Source organism: Facklamia sp. P13055 (assembly GCF_050409445.1).
Taxonomy (GTDB): Bacteria; Bacillota; Bacilli; order Lactobacillales; family Aerococcaceae; genus Facklamia.
Map to the genome: position 1 here is coordinate 35862 of NZ_JBNUPL010000008.1, position 17860 is coordinate 53721.

At 37.4% G+C, this 17860-nt stretch carries 15 protein-coding genes; 6 read left to right on the forward strand and 9 right to left on the reverse strand.

Annotated elements, in window-relative coordinates:
* Positions 1-182 precede the first annotated feature (182 nt).
* From ACQV2O_RS04660 to ACQV2O_RS04695, 8 genes are all read right to left on the reverse strand, one after another.
* The gene (locus ACQV2O_RS04660; protein ID WP_428873292.1) at positions 183-896 is read right to left on the reverse strand and encodes a YebC/PmpR family DNA-binding transcriptional regulator; all 714 of its coding nucleotides are present in this window, start codon (positions 894-896) and stop codon (positions 183-185) included.
* Between the two features lie 151 nt (positions 897-1047).
* Positions 1048-2679, reverse strand: coding sequence for an ABC-F family ATP-binding cassette domain-containing protein (locus ACQV2O_RS04665; RefSeq protein WP_428873293.1), 1632 nt, complete (start codon positions 2677-2679; stop codon positions 1048-1050).
* 142 nt (positions 2680-2821) lie between these two features.
* A complete protein-coding gene (locus ACQV2O_RS04670; RefSeq protein ID WP_428875098.1) occupies positions 2822-5101 on the reverse strand; it encodes an RNA degradosome polyphosphate kinase in 2280 nt (759 codons plus the stop codon).
* Between the two features lie 23 nt (positions 5102-5124).
* Positions 5125-6678: a Ppx/GppA family phosphatase gene (locus ACQV2O_RS04675; RefSeq protein WP_428875099.1), complete on the reverse strand. Its 1554-nt coding sequence runs from the start codon at positions 6676-6678 to the stop codon at positions 5125-5127.
* A 42-nt stretch (positions 6679-6720) separates the two neighbouring features.
* Positions 6721-7206, reverse strand: a complete 486-nt coding sequence (locus ACQV2O_RS04680) for a nucleoside 2-deoxyribosyltransferase (RefSeq protein WP_428875100.1) — start codon at positions 7204-7206, stop codon at positions 6721-6723.
* A gap of 159 nt (positions 7207-7365) precedes the next feature.
* Entirely contained in the window at positions 7366-9837 is a 2472-nt protein-coding gene (locus tag ACQV2O_RS04685) for a heavy metal translocating P-type ATPase (protein WP_428875101.1), read from the reverse strand.
* A gap of 23 nt (positions 9838-9860) precedes the next feature.
* Positions 9861-10067, reverse strand: a complete 207-nt coding sequence (locus ACQV2O_RS04690) for a heavy-metal-associated domain-containing protein (RefSeq protein WP_428873300.1) — start codon at positions 10065-10067, stop codon at positions 9861-9863.
* Between the two features lie 17 nt (positions 10068-10084).
* Positions 10085-10534 carry a CopY/TcrY family copper transport repressor gene (locus tag ACQV2O_RS04695; RefSeq protein ID WP_428873301.1) on the reverse strand — a complete coding sequence of 150 codons (450 nt, stop codon included), beginning with the start codon at positions 10532-10534 and terminating at the stop codon, positions 10085-10087.
* Between the two features lie 136 nt (positions 10535-10670).
* Between ACQV2O_RS04695 and ACQV2O_RS04700 the strand changes: the two genes are divergently transcribed.
* The 3 genes from ACQV2O_RS04700 (at position 10671) to ACQV2O_RS04710 (ending at position 14949) form a co-directional block, all read left to right on the forward strand.
* Positions 10671-11675, forward strand: coding sequence for a DUF4349 domain-containing protein (locus tag ACQV2O_RS04700; protein WP_428875102.1), 1005 nt, complete (start codon positions 10671-10673; stop codon positions 11673-11675).
* Positions 11676-11796: 121 nt separating this feature from the next.
* A complete protein-coding gene (pta, locus tag ACQV2O_RS04705) occupies positions 11797-12774 on the forward strand; it encodes a phosphate acetyltransferase (protein WP_428875103.1) in 978 nt (325 codons plus the stop codon).
* 144 nt (positions 12775-12918) lie between these two features.
* Positions 12919-14949: an amidase family protein gene (locus ACQV2O_RS04710; RefSeq protein WP_428873307.1), complete on the forward strand. Its 2031-nt coding sequence runs from the start codon at positions 12919-12921 to the stop codon at positions 14947-14949.
* Positions 14950-15017: 68 nt separating this feature from the next.
* Here the strand turns inward: ACQV2O_RS04710 and ACQV2O_RS04715 are convergent, their stop codons facing one another.
* On the reverse strand, positions 15018-15557 hold the full coding sequence (locus ACQV2O_RS04715; RefSeq protein WP_428873308.1) for a DUF4430 domain-containing protein: 540 nt from the start codon (positions 15555-15557) through the stop codon (positions 15018-15020).
* A gap of 124 nt (positions 15558-15681) precedes the next feature.
* Here ACQV2O_RS04715 and tsaE point away from each other — a divergent pair, with 124 nt between their 5' ends.
* From tsaE to murB, 3 genes are all read left to right on the forward strand, one after another.
* On the forward strand, positions 15682-16170 hold the full coding sequence (tsaE, locus tag ACQV2O_RS04720; protein WP_428873309.1) for a tRNA (adenosine(37)-N6)-threonylcarbamoyltransferase complex ATPase subunit type 1 TsaE: 489 nt from the start codon (positions 15682-15684) through the stop codon (positions 16168-16170).
* A 3-nt stretch (positions 16171-16173) separates the two neighbouring features.
* Positions 16174-16737, forward strand: coding sequence for an N-acetyltransferase family protein (locus ACQV2O_RS04725; RefSeq protein WP_428873310.1), 564 nt, complete (start codon positions 16174-16176; stop codon positions 16735-16737).
* A gap of 85 nt (positions 16738-16822) precedes the next feature.
* Positions 16823-17722, forward strand: coding sequence for a UDP-N-acetylmuramate dehydrogenase (gene murB, locus ACQV2O_RS04730; protein ID WP_428873312.1), 900 nt, complete (start codon positions 16823-16825; stop codon positions 17720-17722).
* Positions 17723-17860 lie beyond the last annotated feature (138 nt).

Below are 17860 nucleotides of genomic sequence, written 5' to 3' on the forward strand. Positions count from 1 at the left end.
AATTCCTTTATTAATACCTTTTATTTGGTGGAATTATTTATTGTATTATGATCGTATCGTGTACAAAAATATAAATAATAAGATTGATATTTAAACGGATGTTAACAAACAATCTCCTATTCAACGGATAGGAGGCTATTTGTTAACATAGGAATATAGACCTTTAAATTTACGTGAATTAATTACATATTCACATTATGATAAACCTTTTGCACGTCTTCATCATCTTCTAATGCATCAATTAACTTCTCAAAAGTTTCCAAGTCTTCTGCGTTGAGGTCCACTTCAGTCTGGGCAATCATTTCAGTTTCAGCCACTGAAAAGTCAGTAATACCAATACTTTCCAGACATTCTTTAATAGTGCCGTAATCACCAGGTTGACCATATACAACCACAGATCCTTCTTCAGTATAAACATCTTTGACATCGAGATCTGCTTCCAATAAAGCCATTGTAATGGTTTCTTCATCTTGGTTTTCCATCACAAAAACAGCCACATGATCAAACATATAAGAAACGGATCCAGCAACCCCCATATTTCCACCGTTCTTATTAAAGGCCATGCGAACATTGGCGGCAGTGCGGTTTACGTTATTTGTTAAAGCATCCACGATAATCATTGAACCATTCGGGCCAAAACCTTCGTATCGCAATTCTTGGAAGGTCTCATCGGCCGAGCCTTTGGCCTTGTCAATGGCTTTGTTGATGACGTGAGATGGTACATTATAGGTTTTAGCACGATCGACAACAAATTTTAGTTTCTGGTTGGTCTCCGGATCTGGGTCTCCTGATTTGGCTGCTGCATAAATTTCAATGCCAAATTTTGCATAAATTCTTGAGGTTTGTTGATCGGTTTTCGCTTTTTTTTCGCGAATGTTCATCCATTTACGACCCATTTAATTCACTTCACTTTCATTATAGTCTGTTTGTATTATAGCGAAAAACAAGCTTCATTTATAGAATTTTTTTCAAAAATTTTTAGCTTGCAAGATTTCTGTCAAACTTTTGATAGCAAAAGAAAAAAAGCGACTGCTGAGTCGCTTAAAATTAATCTTTTGGATACATTTTATCTATTCGCGCTTGTAAATCTTTATCATTGACAAATTCCTCATAGCTGGTATTCATGCGATCAAAGGCCCCAGTTGGAGTAATTTCAATTACACGATTGACTGTTGTATTTAAGACTTCGTAGTCATGTGAGGCGATGAGAATAGCGGATTTAAATTTAATTAAACCATCGTTTAAAGCAGTAATGGATTCAAGGTCTAAGTGGTTGGTTGGTTGATCCATCACTAAAACGTTGGCTTTCGATAGCATCATTTTTGAAAGTAAACAGCGGACTTTCTCACCACCAGAAAGGACGTTGACAGGTTTTAAGACATCATCTCCTGTAAAGAGCATGCGTCCTAAGAAGGAGCGTAAGAAGGTATTGTCACTTTCTTCTTTAGAAGCATATTGTCTTAACCAATCGACAATTGACAACTCGACTCCATCAAATTCATCGCCCGAATTACGTGGCAGATAGGTTTGTGAAGTCGTAACACCCCATTCAAAGCTTCCCTTATCTGCTTCCAAGTTTCCCATCAAGATTTCAAAAAAGGCTGAAATGGCATTGTCATTGCGGGAGACAAAAGCCACCTTATCATCACGATTCAAAGTGAAAGTAACATTATCAAAGAGGGCTTCACCGTCAATTGATTTTGACAGTCCTTCTACGCTAAGTAAATCATTACCGATTTCACGTTCAGGTGAAAAGCCGACAAATGGATAGCGACGGCTGGAAGGTTGAATGTCATCCAGGGTAATTTTTTCTAAAAGTTTCTTTCTAGAGGTCGCTTGTTTTGATTTAGAAGCATTAGCAGAAAAGCGCGCAATAAAGTTTTGTAATTCTTTAATTTTTTCTTCTTTTTTAGCATTTTGATCCGCTTGCAATTTAGCGGCTAATTGACTGGATTGTAACCAAAAGTCATAGTTTCCCACATAAATTTTTATTTTACCGAAGTCGACATCCGCCATATGAGTACATACTGTGTTTAGGAAGTGACGGTCGTGAGAAACAACGATGACAGTGTTTGGGAAGTCCATGATGAAGTTACTTAGCCAATCAATAGCTTGAGCATCTAGACCGTTAGTTGGCTCGTCTAGGAGCAGATTGTCCGGTTTACCAAAAAGTGCTTGAGCCAGTAAAACTTTGATTTTATCAGCTTCGATAAGCTCACTCATCTTGGCTGTATGTTGTTCAGTAGGGATTCCTAAGCCTTGTAACATATTAGAAGCTTCTGATTCAGCTTCCCAACCACCCATTTCGGCAAACAAACCTTCTAATTCGCCAGCGCGCACCCCATCTTCATCAGAAAAATCAGCTTTCATATAGATGGCATCTTTTTCTTTCTTTACTTCATAAAGTTCCTTATAACCCATCATCACGGTTTCGATCACTTCATAGTCTTCGAATCCGTAGTGGTTTTGGTTAAGAACAGCTAATCTTTCATTAGGATCCATGGACACATTTCCCGTTGTAGGTGCAATGTCACCTGATAAAATTTTTAAAAAGGTTGACTTACCAGCACCATTGGCTCCGATCACACCATAACAGTTGCCAGGTGTAAAATTAATATTGACCTCATCAAATAATTTCCGGTCTGGGAATTGTAAACTAACATTCGATACATTGATCACAAACATAACCTCCATCTTAGATTCATAGACATACGCCTTCATTCTAGCATGATAAGGACTAAAAAGCATTAAGAAATATAGTTTATTGATAAACTTATTAGAAGATAAAAAACTCTGTCCATTTAGGGACAGAGTCAAAATTTTATAGACTGCGTAACCAAGCTAAGAAGCGTTTGATTATAGAAGGATCTTGCGGACTTGACAGTTTAGTCTGATTATCACGAGCGGGATTTAGTTTACTGAGTCGAATTTTGCGACTCTGTTTTTCTTTAGCTAAGCGCTCATCGAGATCTTTTTGACGTTGGCTGGCTCGCTCGATTAAAATTTCTTGCGAGTTGATTTTTTGGTCTTCAATGATAACTGGGCGGATATATTCGCCGTTTACTTGCAGTTCACGTGCTTTCATATTATCAGCTAATTGAAGCTCTAAATAGTCCACTATATCGGCCTCGATATCCTTATCTAAGATCGGGAATTCAATTTCGACACGCTTAATCATATTGCGCGTCATCATATCAGCTGAAGAGAGGAATAGGTGGTTATCACTATTATGGTTAAAGTAATACACACGGGAATGTTCCAAAAAGCGACCAACAATTGAACGTACACGAATATTATCAGATATTCCAGGAATGCCCGGTTTCAAACAGCAGATACCTCTAACAATTAGATCAATTGAAATACCCGCTTGACTGGCTTCATAGAGCTTTTGGATGAGGGGAAGATCGGTTAAGGAATTCATTTTAGCAATGATACGACCATTACCGTATTGTTTTTGAAAAGCAATTTCCTCATCAATATAATCCATTAGAGAATCCCGAATGGCAAAAGGTGAAACATGTAAATGTTTATAATCTGGCAAGCTGCTATAACCACTTAAATAGTTGAAGAAATCAGTAGCATCATCCGTTAAACCAGGGTGCGTCGTAAATAAGCCCATATCGGTATAAATTTTTGCTGTTTTGTCATTGTAATTACCTGTTCCTAGATGAAGGTAAGGTTGGATTTTATTATCCTCCTTGCGAATGACCAGTGAAATTTTGGAATGGGTCTTTAGTTCACTAACACCATATAAAACGTGACAGCCTGCTTCTTCTAATTCTTTGGCCCAATAAACATTATTTTCTTCATCGAAACGTGCTTTTAGTTCCACCAACACGGTAACTTCTTTTCCGTTTTCGGCAGCGGTTTTTAAGGCTGAGATAATGGGAGAGTTTTTAGAAACTCTGTAAAGGGTCTGTTTAATGGCAATGGTTTGAGGATCTTGAGCAGCGTACGCTATTAAGTTAACTACCGGATCAAACGAATCATAAGGGTGGTGGAGGAAGATGTCATGGTCTTTGGCCTGGGTGAATAGGTCTTCTCCTAAATGTTTGGGATTCAGGTAGGGTATATGCTCCTCAAATAAGAATTGAGGGTTATTTTCACCAATTTCTTCTCTTAAGGCAAAAAGGAAAGTTAAATCGAGCGGCCCGTCAATTAAGTAAACAGCATTTTCTTCCAACTCAAAAACTTCTTGTAGATAAGTAAGGTTTTGTTCAGAAAAATTCATTAAGCGTGAGCGGTCAATTTCAAGCCGGACAGCCATTCCATTTTTTCTTTGTTTGACATAGTCTTCAATTAGAACTAACAAATCGGAAGCACCGTCTTCTGCAATTGAAAAATCTGCATTACGTGTAATTCGAAAAGGATAAGCAGCCACAACTTCATAGCCTTCAAAAATACGATCAAGGTGGTGGATGATAATGTCTTCCACTAAGACGATGGTATGGACTTGTCCTTCAATAATGAAATAACGTTCAATCAGCTGAGGAATAGGAAGAATCGCTCGATGCTCTTTGCCATCCTTTTCCAGCTTAACCATAATGTTTAAAACTTTATTGACAAGGTGAGGGAAAGGCCGGTAGGCATCGATTCCTAAAGGAGAAAGAGTCGGTAAGAGTAAGGTCTTAAAGTAATAGTCTATTTCTGCTTGTTCAGATACGGATAATTCACCGATGGACTTCATTTGGTAGCCAGTATTTGGCAAGAGAGGCATTAATTCATGGTAGCGTTGGTATTGTTTAGCGACATTGCGTTGATTGCGCTGACTAATGTTTTCTAATAATTCTTCGGGTGTTTGGCAGGTTTTATTTTCAGAAACCTCCACACCAGCAAGGTATTGATCATAAACTCCCGAAACTCTGACCATAAAGAATTCATCGAGATTTGAAGAGGCAATGGCTAAGAAATTTATTTGTTCCAGTAAAGGATTGGTCATATCATAAGCATTGTCAATACAACGTAAATTAAAGTCTAGCCAAGATAATTCGCGGTTAAAATAAAAGTCAGGATTATCAAATTGTCCGCGATTTTTTCTTGAGTTAGAAATGCGCTTATCCTTATTCACTGTTTTCTTTTTCTTTTTTTTGGTCTCAGTCATTTCATTTCTCCTCTCAGTTTTCTTTAAGCCTCTAAGTCAACATACTTTAGTTTTAAGCTTCCATCTAAGCTACGAGCAATATGTTTGGCGTGACGATCTGCTCGATATTGCTCGGCTACCACAGGGCCATTGTGATAAAGGGTTAGGATATAGTCTTTTTTCTTTTTTTCTAATTTAATATTTTTAATCGGAGAAGTTTTAGAATCGTTTAATGATTGGCTAAATTTTAAAATACCTCCTAAAGCTTGTAGTTCTTTTATATCTTCACTACTAAACCAATTGCTGAAAGACTGACAATATTGATTGAGTAAAGATTTATTACGATAACTGCTTAATAAAGCTAAGCGGACACGGTCGCGATGTGAAAAACCGGCCAAATCCATATTGGATAAAAGATAGAAAGTTGTCTGGGAATCAGCTTCTTTAGAGATGAATTGGCCACATCGGTAGAGATAACTTGCCATTTCTAATTCAACTTGCTGAGCATAGGAATAATCCATTTGTCCTAAATCAGTCAGTTGTTTATAAAGATCGATCGCTATTTTACTCCGAATTTCTGCAACCTTTGGATGCACTTTGAAATCACGACATACTTTGGCGACACTTCGAACGTGAATATGCTCAGGATTAATAGGCTGGTTAAAATGATCATTCAAGTAGTAAGTAATAACACCATCTCTCAGCCCTTGTCTAGAAATGAATAGGGTAGGCGCATTGACGATTTGAAAAAGCTCAATTAATGCTAAGTTAGCTGGAATAATGATGTCAGTTCGATCAGAACTTAAACCGTCAATATCTTGCATATCTTGGTAATTTGTTGACTGGAATAGGTCGAGTGTGGTGTTTAGATTTTTTTCAGAGAGTCGATAACCATGTAAGCCAGCAATGGGATAATTCTGTAGGCGTTGATGAACTTGAGCGATATTACGCGCAGAACCACCGACCGCAACGATCGGGTACTTAACCTTCTTTAGCCAATCCAGTGACTTAAAAGTTTTTTGTAAATAGCGTCTTGTCTTTTCAATGGCTGTTGAATCATTATGGTCTTTATCTTTAAAGAACTTTTCCTTCAAGCTGACTACGCCAAATGGAAAGGAATGGTATTGTTTAATCTCTTTGTTTTCTGACAAGGTTATTTCACAAGACCCTCCGCCCATATCGATAGTCACCATATTACGATTAGGTAAGGAGTGCGAAATAGCGTACTGGCCCAGCGAAGCCTCTTCTTTTTCTGATAAGATGCGAATTTCAATGCCAGTTTCTTCTAATACCCGCTGTATGATTTGCTCTTGGTTAGCTGATTGACGAATAGCTGCTGTAGCAAAGACAATTAACTCCTCAATTTTATGTGCTCGAGCGGCATAGTTAAAACTAGCTAGCGTTTCAGTTAGTTTCTGAATCCCTTTATCAGACATCATTACCTGGTCGTTTTCATCTTTATTCAAGTATTGAGATAAACGTGCAGGCGCTTTAAGGTTAGTAATTTCATGAACATCATAATATTGATCGATTGCATAAATCACCATACGAATAGTATTTGAACCGATATCAATTAAACCTACTTTATTGGAATACATATATTTCCACCCATCTATTGTGACTTAGTAACATCTTGGTCTTTATTTTTTATTTAAGACTTCTTCAATGGCAGCAGCAATCTCGGAAGAGTGAGAAACAACCTTTCCGTTAAGTTTGATCAATCCCACAGTGTATAAGTTAACATAGGCGAACTGTGATTCTGCAACTTCTTTGAGTGCTTCAATTTTTTGAGGGTTATCCGCGCCTTGTTGACGGGAGTCTGAAAATAGACCAATAATAGGAATGCCGGCTTGGTAGGCAATACCAATTTCACTGGCTACACCTGGATCAATGGTTTGTCCATCTAAGACGGCCAAAACGATATCACTTGCTAGCACTGCTTCCGTATCCAAACGAGCAATCATCTTTGAATCGGCATAGGCTTGCTTATCGTTAATTTCAGCTTGTTCTTGTGGTAAGAAAATATCTAAAGAAGGTATGGCTTGTCTTAATTCATTAGCAACTTTTTGGTTGAAGGCTAGTTCCATTTCATTAAAAAGGGGACTTGCAAAATATAATTTAGTCATGATTAAATCCTTTCTTTAAGTAAGTTTTTTAATTGCTGATACTTCTATTATAGTAAATTTTTTTAGTTTGGTGTATCAATTCTAGGAATTCCATGAAAATTAATTGATTCACAAAAAAGGAGTGGCTCAACTTGAGCCACTCCTCGAATGAGTTGTTAATTATTCAGCAAAAAATTTTAAGCGTAGAGCATTAAGTAAAACAGAGATAGAAGAAAAGCTCATAGCTAAGGCGGCTATCATTGGGTTAAGTAAGGGACCACCAAATAGATAGATAACGCCCATCGCAAAAGGAATGCCTATCACATTATAGAAGAAAGCCCAGAAAAGGTTCTGTTTGATATTGCGGATAGTCGCATGACTCAAATTAATAGCGGTCGGAATGGTGGTTAAATGGTTATTCATTAACACAATATCAGCAGATTCAATCGCAATGTCGGTCCCAGACCCGATCGCCATGCCGATATCAGCTTGTGCTAAAGCAGGGGCATCATTAATGCCATCACCGACCATAATCACTTTATTGCCGGTTGCTTGTACTTCCTTTACAATACGTGACTTATCTTCAGGCAAAACTTCGGCAAAGACTTTATCCACTCCTACTAATTGACCGATATGTTCTGCTGTGGCTTGATTATCACCTGTCACCATCATCACCTTAAGACCCATTGCTTTGAGAGTTTTTATTACTTCCATACTCGATTCTTTTATCGGATCTGAAATGGCTAATAAGCCTTGGAAATGGCGGTTAATTGCATAGAAAATAACAGTTTTGGCTTCATGACTCAGTTTATCTGCTAGTGAGAGAAAATCTTGAGGGATGGGTTGGCTTAATATTTCTTCCATTAAACGCTGGTTACCAATATCTATGTTTTCGCCATTAATCTCAGCAGTAATTCCCTTACCTGTAATTGATTGGATTTGCTTCAAAGCCTGATATTCTATGCCGAAACTTTCGGCATAATCGACAACTGCCTTGCCAAGAGGGTGTTCTGAGTTGGCTTCAACACTTGCTAACTTACTTAATAGAATAGCTTTATCTTTTTCATCAACAGGATAAAAATCAGTCACACTCGGTTGACCTTGGGTGATAGTCCCTGTCTTATCAAGCAAAATAGTATCTGCTTGGTGAGTAGTTTCTAGACTGGCACTACTTTTAATTAAGATCCCTTTTTGTGCAGCATTACCTGTTCCCACCATGATAGCTGTTGGAGTGGCTAAACCAAGCGCACAAGGGCAAGCGATAATTAAAACACTAATAAAAATCTGTAAACTGAAAGTTAAGGATTGATTCATTATAAAGAACCAGAATAAACCACTGATTAAGGCAATCACCATAACTGTTGGGACGAAATAAGACGCTACCACATCAGCAAATTTAGCAATTTGAGCTTTGGAAGATTGAGCTTCATTAACTAATTGAATAATTTGAGAAAGCGTAGTGTCTTGCCCTACTCGTTCTACCTTCAGGGTAAAGCCACCGGTTTTATTTAAACTAGCTCCAGTTACGCAGTCGCCTTTGCTTTTATTAACCGGCATGGCTTCACCAGTTAACATCGATTCATCGACACTGGATTGACCTTCAAGAATGATTCCATCCATTGGAATGGTATCTCCAGGTCTAATTTGCAAATGATCTCCTGGTTGAATGCGTTCGGTTGGAACAATTTCAATGGAGCCATCCTCTTTAATTCTACGTGCCTCTTTAGGTGCTAAATCCATTAGGGTTTTAATCGCTGAAGAAGTTCGTCCTTTAGCAATGTCTTCTAAATACTTGCCGATTGTCATTAAAGAGACAATTACTGCAGCTGATTCAAAGTATAATTCAATCTCTTGACTATTTTGAAGAGGATTGATGAATAGAAAGAGCGTTACGACTAGACCTTGAACAAAAGCGGCTCCACTACCTATTGCGACTAAGCTGTCCATGTTGGGGTGGCCATTCAAAAGACTCTTGAATCCACGAATAAATAAATCTTTACCTAAATATAAAACAGCACTACTTAAAATCATCTGAATGAGGGCATGAACGCTTGGATGTTGCTTTATTGAAAGAGAATCCGGAATAGGAAGGCCAATCATTGGACCCATTGCTAAAAGAAAGAGTGGCAGAGTGAACAGGACCATACCCATAATTTTTTGCTTGGACTTTTTTAAATATTGCTGTTCTCGCTCTAAATCTTTTTGATATTGTTCTTCAGGAGAAATAATTAAACTGGCATTATAACCCGCTCTTTGCACCGCCTCAATCGCTTTATCTGGCTGGGCTTTATGATCCCACTCAACATTCAATGTTGAAGTAGCAAAATTGACTTGAGCAGACTGAACGTCCGACAGTTGATTGGCTGCTTTTTCAACTGTTTGCGCACAAGAAGCACAAGACATTCCCTCAATCCGAAAGTTTTGAATGAGCGCTTCATTAATCGAAGGTAATAGCTGATAGCCTGCCTTTTCTACTCGATCAGCCAGTGTCTCAAATGTGACCTTTTGTGGATCAAAATTGACTTTTACAGAGTGGTTCAGTAGATTTACTTCGGCTGTTTCAACACCCATTGTTTGATTAAGCGTTTTTTCGACTGTCATTGCACAAGAAGCGCAGGACATTCCATCAATAGTATAAGTACTTGATTGCATTTTAGCCCTCCTTTAGGGATCGATTATTTGCTTAAATGATAGTGAGTATCTTTAAGCACATGATTAAAATCTTCCATAGCTAAAAAGTCTTGGTGCTCAATAGTAAGCTCTTTAGTATCCACTTGGATATTTACTTTCTCAACTCCATCCATTGATAAAAGCAAATCTTGAATAGTTTGAGCGCAGTGGCTGCAAGACATACCTTGGACTTTAAAATCTTGTTTTTTCATGATAATTCCTCCATTAATTAATGAGACCATGAGTGACATTGACATTGACCGACTGGGCAATTACATTTTACTTGGCTTGGAGCCTGCTTGCCCTTATCCTGCAATTGTTTTATCAGCTGTTGACAATCAGCTTGTGATAAGATGACATCATTAATTATTTGGTGAATAAAAGGAGCCTTATCTTTATTGCAAATGCGGTTCAGTAGCTTACTTATTTCTGCATGAACCGCCTCTTTTTCAGAAATATTTGCTTGATATTGATAGGGTTTATGTTCTCCTTCAAGAGTCAAATGTTCTTTTTGCAATAAGCGGTTAATTAAAGTTTTTATAGTAGCTTCTTTCCAATCAGAAAATTGACTAGCAGTATCGATAATTTGGCGTGAAGTAAGTGAATGATGGGCCCAGACTATCCGCATAATTTCCCATTCTGCATCAGTGATCGATGGGACTGAAAGACTTTCTTGCATAAGAAAACTCCTCTCTGATTACACATGTAACTTCACTTAAAGTTTACAACTGTAGACATCAAATTGCAAGTCATAACTTAGTCTTTCATTAAATTTACTAGTATAATAAAGAAAAATATCTGAAGGAGTAAATAAAATGAAAAAGTACTACAAATTATTGATTTTAGTAGTAGCAGTTACAATGAGTTTAGTAGCTTGTGAAAATTTTAATCAAAGCTCTTTTAAGTCAGAAAAAACCCCAGACCAAATTCTTAATGATTCCATCAATTTGGATAATCAACAGATGAGAATGACTAATGAAACTTATCAAGAAGAAGTAGCTGCTGACCAAGCCTATTTGATTCAAAAGGCAGACTTATATTTTGAGACCTTAAAATATGAGGAGGCCAAACAAGCTTTATTTGAAGTGATTGAAAAAAGCAAAGGCAGCATTCACTATCAAAATGAGTATTTGATAGATGGTGGACAATTTTCTGATAGTGAGCAAGAGTTGCGTGAGTTAATTTTGACTGCGCGTATTCCACAGGCGAACTTTAATCAAACAGTTGAGAAACTCCAAGACCTGCCGGCTGTTTCTTTGCAATCGTCAAGTAGAGGGTCCCAAGATGTCACTCGCTCGGTCAATGATATTGACATCCGTTTACAAGCCGTAGAGGATCGTTTAGACCGGTTAAATGCCTTATTAGATCAAGCAGAAAAAATTGAAGAAATTGTCCAAATTCAAACTGAAATTGAAAATGCTATTATTCAAAGAGATCAATATTTAGCCGAACAAGCTAACTTGGAAAATCAAATAGAACAAGCCACTATCAATATTACTTTGAGTGAGCGCTATGTTCTAGCAGAAGAACGCAATCAAAATTATTCCTTTATAGGTCGTATAGCTAATACTTTTAAAGAAGCTTTGATTTCTACCAAGTGGATGCTAGAAAATCTTGTTTTATTATTGGTAGCAGCTTTACCCTTCTTAATGATTTGTTTGGCAATCTATTTATTGTATCGCTTATTTTTTAAAAAGATTGCCGATAATTACCGTAAATACTATCCTCAAAATGAGAAAGAAAATCGAATGTTAAATCGTGCTAAACATGAACAGAATATCAAACAGAATTTCCATCCAAGTGAAACAGATGAAAAGTAAATGAATCAGATTATATACCTTATCCCAAAGACTAGATACAATTTTAAATAAAAATATTGAGAACAATTTTATAAAAGTGTATCATTAAGAGTGACAGTGAATATTAAGGAGTGATCGAGCAATGTTTCAACAGTTACAAGAAAAGATAAAAGGAAAAGGCATCAAAATAGTGTTTCCTGAGGGGACTGACCCACGTGTTTTAGGAGCAGCAGTACGCTTGCATGCCGAAGATATTGTGGAACCGATTGTTTTGGGAAATAAGGTAGAAATTAAACAACTAGCCAATGAAAAAAATTGGGTGATTGAAGGGATTACTCTCCATGACCCTGAAGAATATCAAGCAATGGATCAATTGATTGAAGCTTTTGTTGAAAGACGTAAGGGTAAGAATACTAGAGAAGAAGCTATTGAACGCCTAAAAGATCCTGCATACTTTGGAACCATGTTGGTTTATACCAATCAAGCGGATGGAATGGTATGTGGAGCCGTTTACTCAACAGGAGATACAGTAAGGCCTGCTTTACAAATTATCAAAACACGACCAGGCGTAAAATTAATTTCAGGAGCCTTTATCATGGTTCCACCTCATACCAATGGTCAAAAATTAGTGTTTGCAGATTGCGCTATTAATATTAATCCTGATGCACAATCTTTAGCTGAAATTGCGGTAGAAAGTGCTAAAACAGCTGAAATCTTTGGTATTGATCCTAAAGTGGCGATGTTAAGTTTTTCTTCTTATGGATCAGCCAAATCACCAGAAGTAGATAAAGTGGCAGAAGCGACTAAAATTGCGAAGCAATTAGCACCCGAATTGACCATTGATGGTGAAATGCAATTTGATGCGGCTATTGTTCCTGAGGTGGCTGCACAAAAGGTTCCTGGGTCTATTCTTGATGGACAAGCGACTGTCTTTGTTTTCCCAGAAATTCAATCTGGAAATATTGGCTATAAGATTGCGCAACGCTTAGGTAATTTCCAAGCTGTTGGACCAATTTTACAAGGACTGAATAAACCCGTTTCAGACCTTTCAAGAGGGTGTGTAGAAGAAGATGTGTTTAAAGTAGCGATTATCACAGCCAACCAGGCTCTAAATAACTAACCTAAATAAATTATAAACCAAGCTCCTCAAGCAGATTTTTGATTGAGGAGCTTTTCTCATGCAAATCTAATGAGAATCATTTTCACATTTGTGAAGAACATGTTACAATGGATTTTGTGAAAAATTACTTATTGGAGGAAATCAATGAAAAAAAGTTTAATGAAGCGACTCTTATTGTTGTCAACCCTTGCCTTAAATAGTTTCACGCCACTTGCAGTGAATGTAAACGCTATGGAATCAGATGTAGAAAGCTTAAATTCCAGCTTGCAATCTATTCAAGTAAAATCAAATCCAGAGATAGAATCTGACAAGGCGGTGATTCCTGGTGAAAGTGAAGAAGAACCACAAGAAACACCTGCTAGAATGGAAGTTGATTCACAAGGTGAAGGCGAAACACCTTCACAAACTCCCTTAACTATTGAAGAATATAAAAAGTTGGACGCCACAACACTTGCTGAAATGGTTAGAAGTGGAAGAACAACAAGTAAAGAATTAATTGAATTTGCTTTTCAAGTAATCGAAGAAACAAATCCTGATTTAAATAACGTTATTTCAACACGCAAAGAAGCTGCTTTAGCTGAAGCTGAAGCGATGGAAGATACTGGTCAGCCTTTTTATGGTGTGCCGATGTTAGTGAAGGGTCTAGGTCACTCTGTGGAAGAGGGTAGCAATACACTCGGCTTCAAGTTTTTGGAAGATCAAACATCTTCTAGAGATGGTCGCCAAGTAAAAGCTTTTAAAGAAGCAGGCTTTATTGTAATCGGTCAAACTTCTTATCCGCAAATGGGTTGGATCAATGTAACTAATTCTGAATTGTATGGTGACACACATAATCCTTGGAATTTAGCCCATAATCCGGGAGGATCTTCAGGGGGATCTTCAGCAGCTGTCGCAATTGGGCAAGTACCAGTCGCAAGTTCCAGTGATGCCGGTGGTTCTACTAGAATTCCAGCTTCTTGGTCTGGTTTAATTGGTTTACATCCATCGAGAGGAATTTTAACATGGGATAGCAGCTCAATAAACAATCAAACCACCCACTTTGCAGAGACTAAATCAATGCAAGATACAATTACACTTTTTGAGACCTTATTAAAAGAAAAGACGCGTGAACATGTACTGCAAGGAAGCTTTGACAAGACCACTCCCATAGCCTACACAACTATGACTCCTGCTGGAACGCCGATATCAGAAGATGCTATTCAAGCAGTTCGAGAGGTAGCCAATTTCTTAAAAGGTGAAGGTTATTTAGTCGAGGAAGTAGCTTATCCAGTAGATGGAAAAAAATTAATGGAGCAATACTATATTCTTGCTTCTTCGGCTGCTGGCTCTTTGGACTATATAGCAAAGAGACCACTTGGTCGACCAATTCAAAGAGAAGATGTGGAATTGCTAACTTGGGCTTTATACCAAACATCAAAGGATTTAACTAAAGAAGATGTAGCTGGAGCTTGGGACTATATCCATCAAGTGACAGAAGATATGAACGCTTTCTATTCAAAATATCCATTTTTATTAACAGCTACTAATGCTTACCCAGCTCCAAAGGCTGATTATAATCATATTAGTCCAGAGCTGGCTGAAGTAATGGAAGACATGTCTGGTTTGAGTAAAGTTGAAAAATTACAAGTAATTTATGATCAATGGTTACCAGCGTGGACTTTGACTCCTTACACTCAATTGGCTAATCTAACTGGTACACCTGCACTGAGCTTACCAACATATTTGACAGATAAAGGACTGCCGATGGGTGTAATGTTCAACACATTTGCTAAAAACGACCGCAGTTTACTACAAATTGGGAAACTGTTAGAAGAAAGCAATCGCTTTATTACCTACTATAATCGTCCGAGTGATGATAAGGAATCAAATCCAGATGTGGAGCCAGATACAGACAACATCTTAAATCCATTTCCGGGAGCGGATGAAACAGTAGGAAATGGGGCAGATACTCAAATTGAGGACTTGGATGACCAAAGCAATATTGAAGAACAGGCTGAAGACAATCATTTATCCAATAGCCCTTCTTCACAACCAGTCGTAAAGGATCATCAAGTTCAAGCCACTGATTCAGCGAAGGATACACTTCCAAACACTGGGGAAAGTGATCAGCTGGTCATGTACAGTATAAGCCTTACTTTATTCGGCATCGCCGGTTACTTCGTTCGTAAAAAATAAGGCAATTTAAAACCACTCTTCCAGAAGAGTGGTTTTCTTACATTTATAGCATTTAATAGCTTTTTTGATTATTCTGCTGGAATAATTGTAACAGGAATATCATCGATAGTACCATAATACCATTCGATTTCATCACCGTCTTCTAATTTTTGAGAAACAACACCCAGCTCGGCAAATTGCTTGTTAATTAAATACACCCAAGTGTTTGGAGCGTAGTCATTCTCTACACCATCAATAATATCAACAACACCTTCATCTTCATTGAAGTTGAATTCTAACTCTTCAATCGCAGACATAGCCTCTAGAACACTCACACCACCGATATTATTTACTTCATATTCAAGAGGGGCTCCCGATTCTTGGTTAATAATGATTGTTGCAGTACCTTCTAGTCCCTCAGCATCATTAGCAGCTGTTTCAACAGTAGTTTCTTCCATTGTGGTTTCTTCAGCAGCCATGGTAGTATCTGTTTTTTCTTCTTCATTAGTAGTAACCTCTTCGGTAGGGGCATTTTCTACCTTTGCTTTATCATTTCCAGGCAACATATCGCAAGCGCCTAAAAAAACGGTTAAGATAAGTGCTGTGGATATTTGTAGTATTTTTTTCATCAACTGACCTCCTCGTTTTCTATTACTATAAAATTAGCAATAATCACCTCTAAAGTCAAATAATTCGATGTTTGCCGGAATCTTCGTTATACTTAATCTATCAGCAAGTGAATGGGGAAAAAAGATGATAAACTTTACAAGTCATAACTTAGAGGATACAAAAAGCCTGGCTAAAATATTAGCTAAAGTCATTCAACCAGGAAGTCTTATTTTGCTTTCAGGTCCATTGGGATCGGGGAAAACAGCTTTTACTCAGGCTTTTGGGCGTTCTTTAGGAATTGATAGAGCCATTAAAAGTCCGACTTATACCATAGTTAAAGAATATGAACTTCAGCAAGTAGCTGAGCGAGTGGTCCATATTGATGCATATCGCTTAGAAGAAGGTGGAGCGGATACTGTTGATTTTGATTTGTTTTTCGATCAACAGTCTATTTGTCTGGTTGAATGGCCACAATTTATTACAGATTATTTACCGAAAAGTCATATAGAGATAGCTTTCAAATTATTGGATCAAAACCAACGTCAAATAGAAATAAGTTTATCGCCACAAGCAGATAATAAGCATCAAATCATCTTTCAAAAGTTTAGAGATCATATAGAAAGGGGCGATTAAACAATGTCTTATCGAGAAAATCCAGACCAAGAAAAACAAGTCGAAATGGTCGAAGAAGAGATTCAACTGTCAATTCGTCAAGCCCAAGTCAAAGATGCTCGCGCCATTTTAGGATTAATGAGACATATCGGTAAAGATACCAATTATCTTACAACCGGACCTGAAGGATTATCTCTGGATGTTCAGCAAGAAAAAGAATTGATTCGAAACTACCTGTTGGCTAAAAAATCATTATTATTAATTATTGAAGTTGACGATCAAGTTATTGGAATCGGTAATTTAGCTAATTTCTCAAGTCACAAGCAAGACCATATCGCTGAAATAGGAGTATCGATTGTGAAAGAATATTGGGGCTATGGAATTGGCAAAATGATTGTGCAAGAATTAATTGATTTTGCCAAAAAAGTTGATTTAAAAATTTTAACTTTAGAAGTGGTCACTGAAAATCAACGGGCTGTCCGACTTTATAAATCGTTTGGATTTGATATCAAAGGAACTTTAAGTCAGCGTTTAAGACATGGTCATTTTTATTACGATGTCTATACTATGGAAAAAAATCTTGCGTAAATCGCTTACATAAAAGGATGCCACTTTACAAGTGACATCCTTTTAACTAGAATGGAATGACGATTATACTGAAGGGGAAAATAAAATGAATTTACTAGAAAAATTTCCTAACATCAAAATATTAAAAGATGAGCCTCTATCAAAATATACTTATACAAAAACAGGTGGTAAGGCAGATTATTTGGTCTTTCCTCATGATCGCTTTCAAGTGGAAACCATTGTGAACTATGTAAAAAATCAGCCGTTAGATTTAACGGTTTTAGGTAATGCTTCCAACTTAATAGTAAAAGATGGTGGCATTCGTGGCGTTGTCATCATGATGACTGAGATGAAGTCGATGCGACGCATCGATTCTAACATCCTTGAAGCGGAATCAGGGGCGTCATTGATTAAACTAACTCACTTAGCGCTCGAACATTCACTTACAGGCCTGGAGTTTGCTTGTGGTATACCAGGCTCGATCGGTGGGGCTGTTTATATGAATGCGGGGGCCTATGGCGGAGAAGTCAAAGATGTCATTGATGAAGTCGATGTAATCAGTCGTGATGGCTTAATTAAAACCTTTAAAAATCCAGACTGTCATTTTTCTTATCGCCATTCTGTTTTTCAAGAGCAAAATGATTTGATTTTATCTGTTCGTTTTAAATTGCAAGCTGGTGACTTTGCACATATAGAAGAAGAAATGGATCATCTAACACATTTACGCCAATCCAAGCAGCCTTTAGAATATCCTTCATGTGGATCTGTTTTCAAGAGACCTGAAGGTTATTATACAGGGAAGTTAATCCAAGATGCTGGTCTACAGGGCTATCGTATCGGTGGAGCTGAAGTGTCTAAGAAGCATGCAGGCTTTATTGTCAATGTGGATAATGCAACGGCAACAAACTATACTGACTTAATTGCTTTTATCCAAGCAACTATTTGGGAAAAGAACCAAGTACATCTAGAAACAGAAGTCCGTATTATTGGTGAGGATGTCGAATAATTTATTTATAGATTAGGAGTCACATGTGTACATGTGGCTTTTTTAATGTTTACAGATAGATTACTGAATATTAATGTTTGTCGATTTTTATTTTAAAATCTAACTTACAAAGCGTGAGTATAACATGATATAATCGGG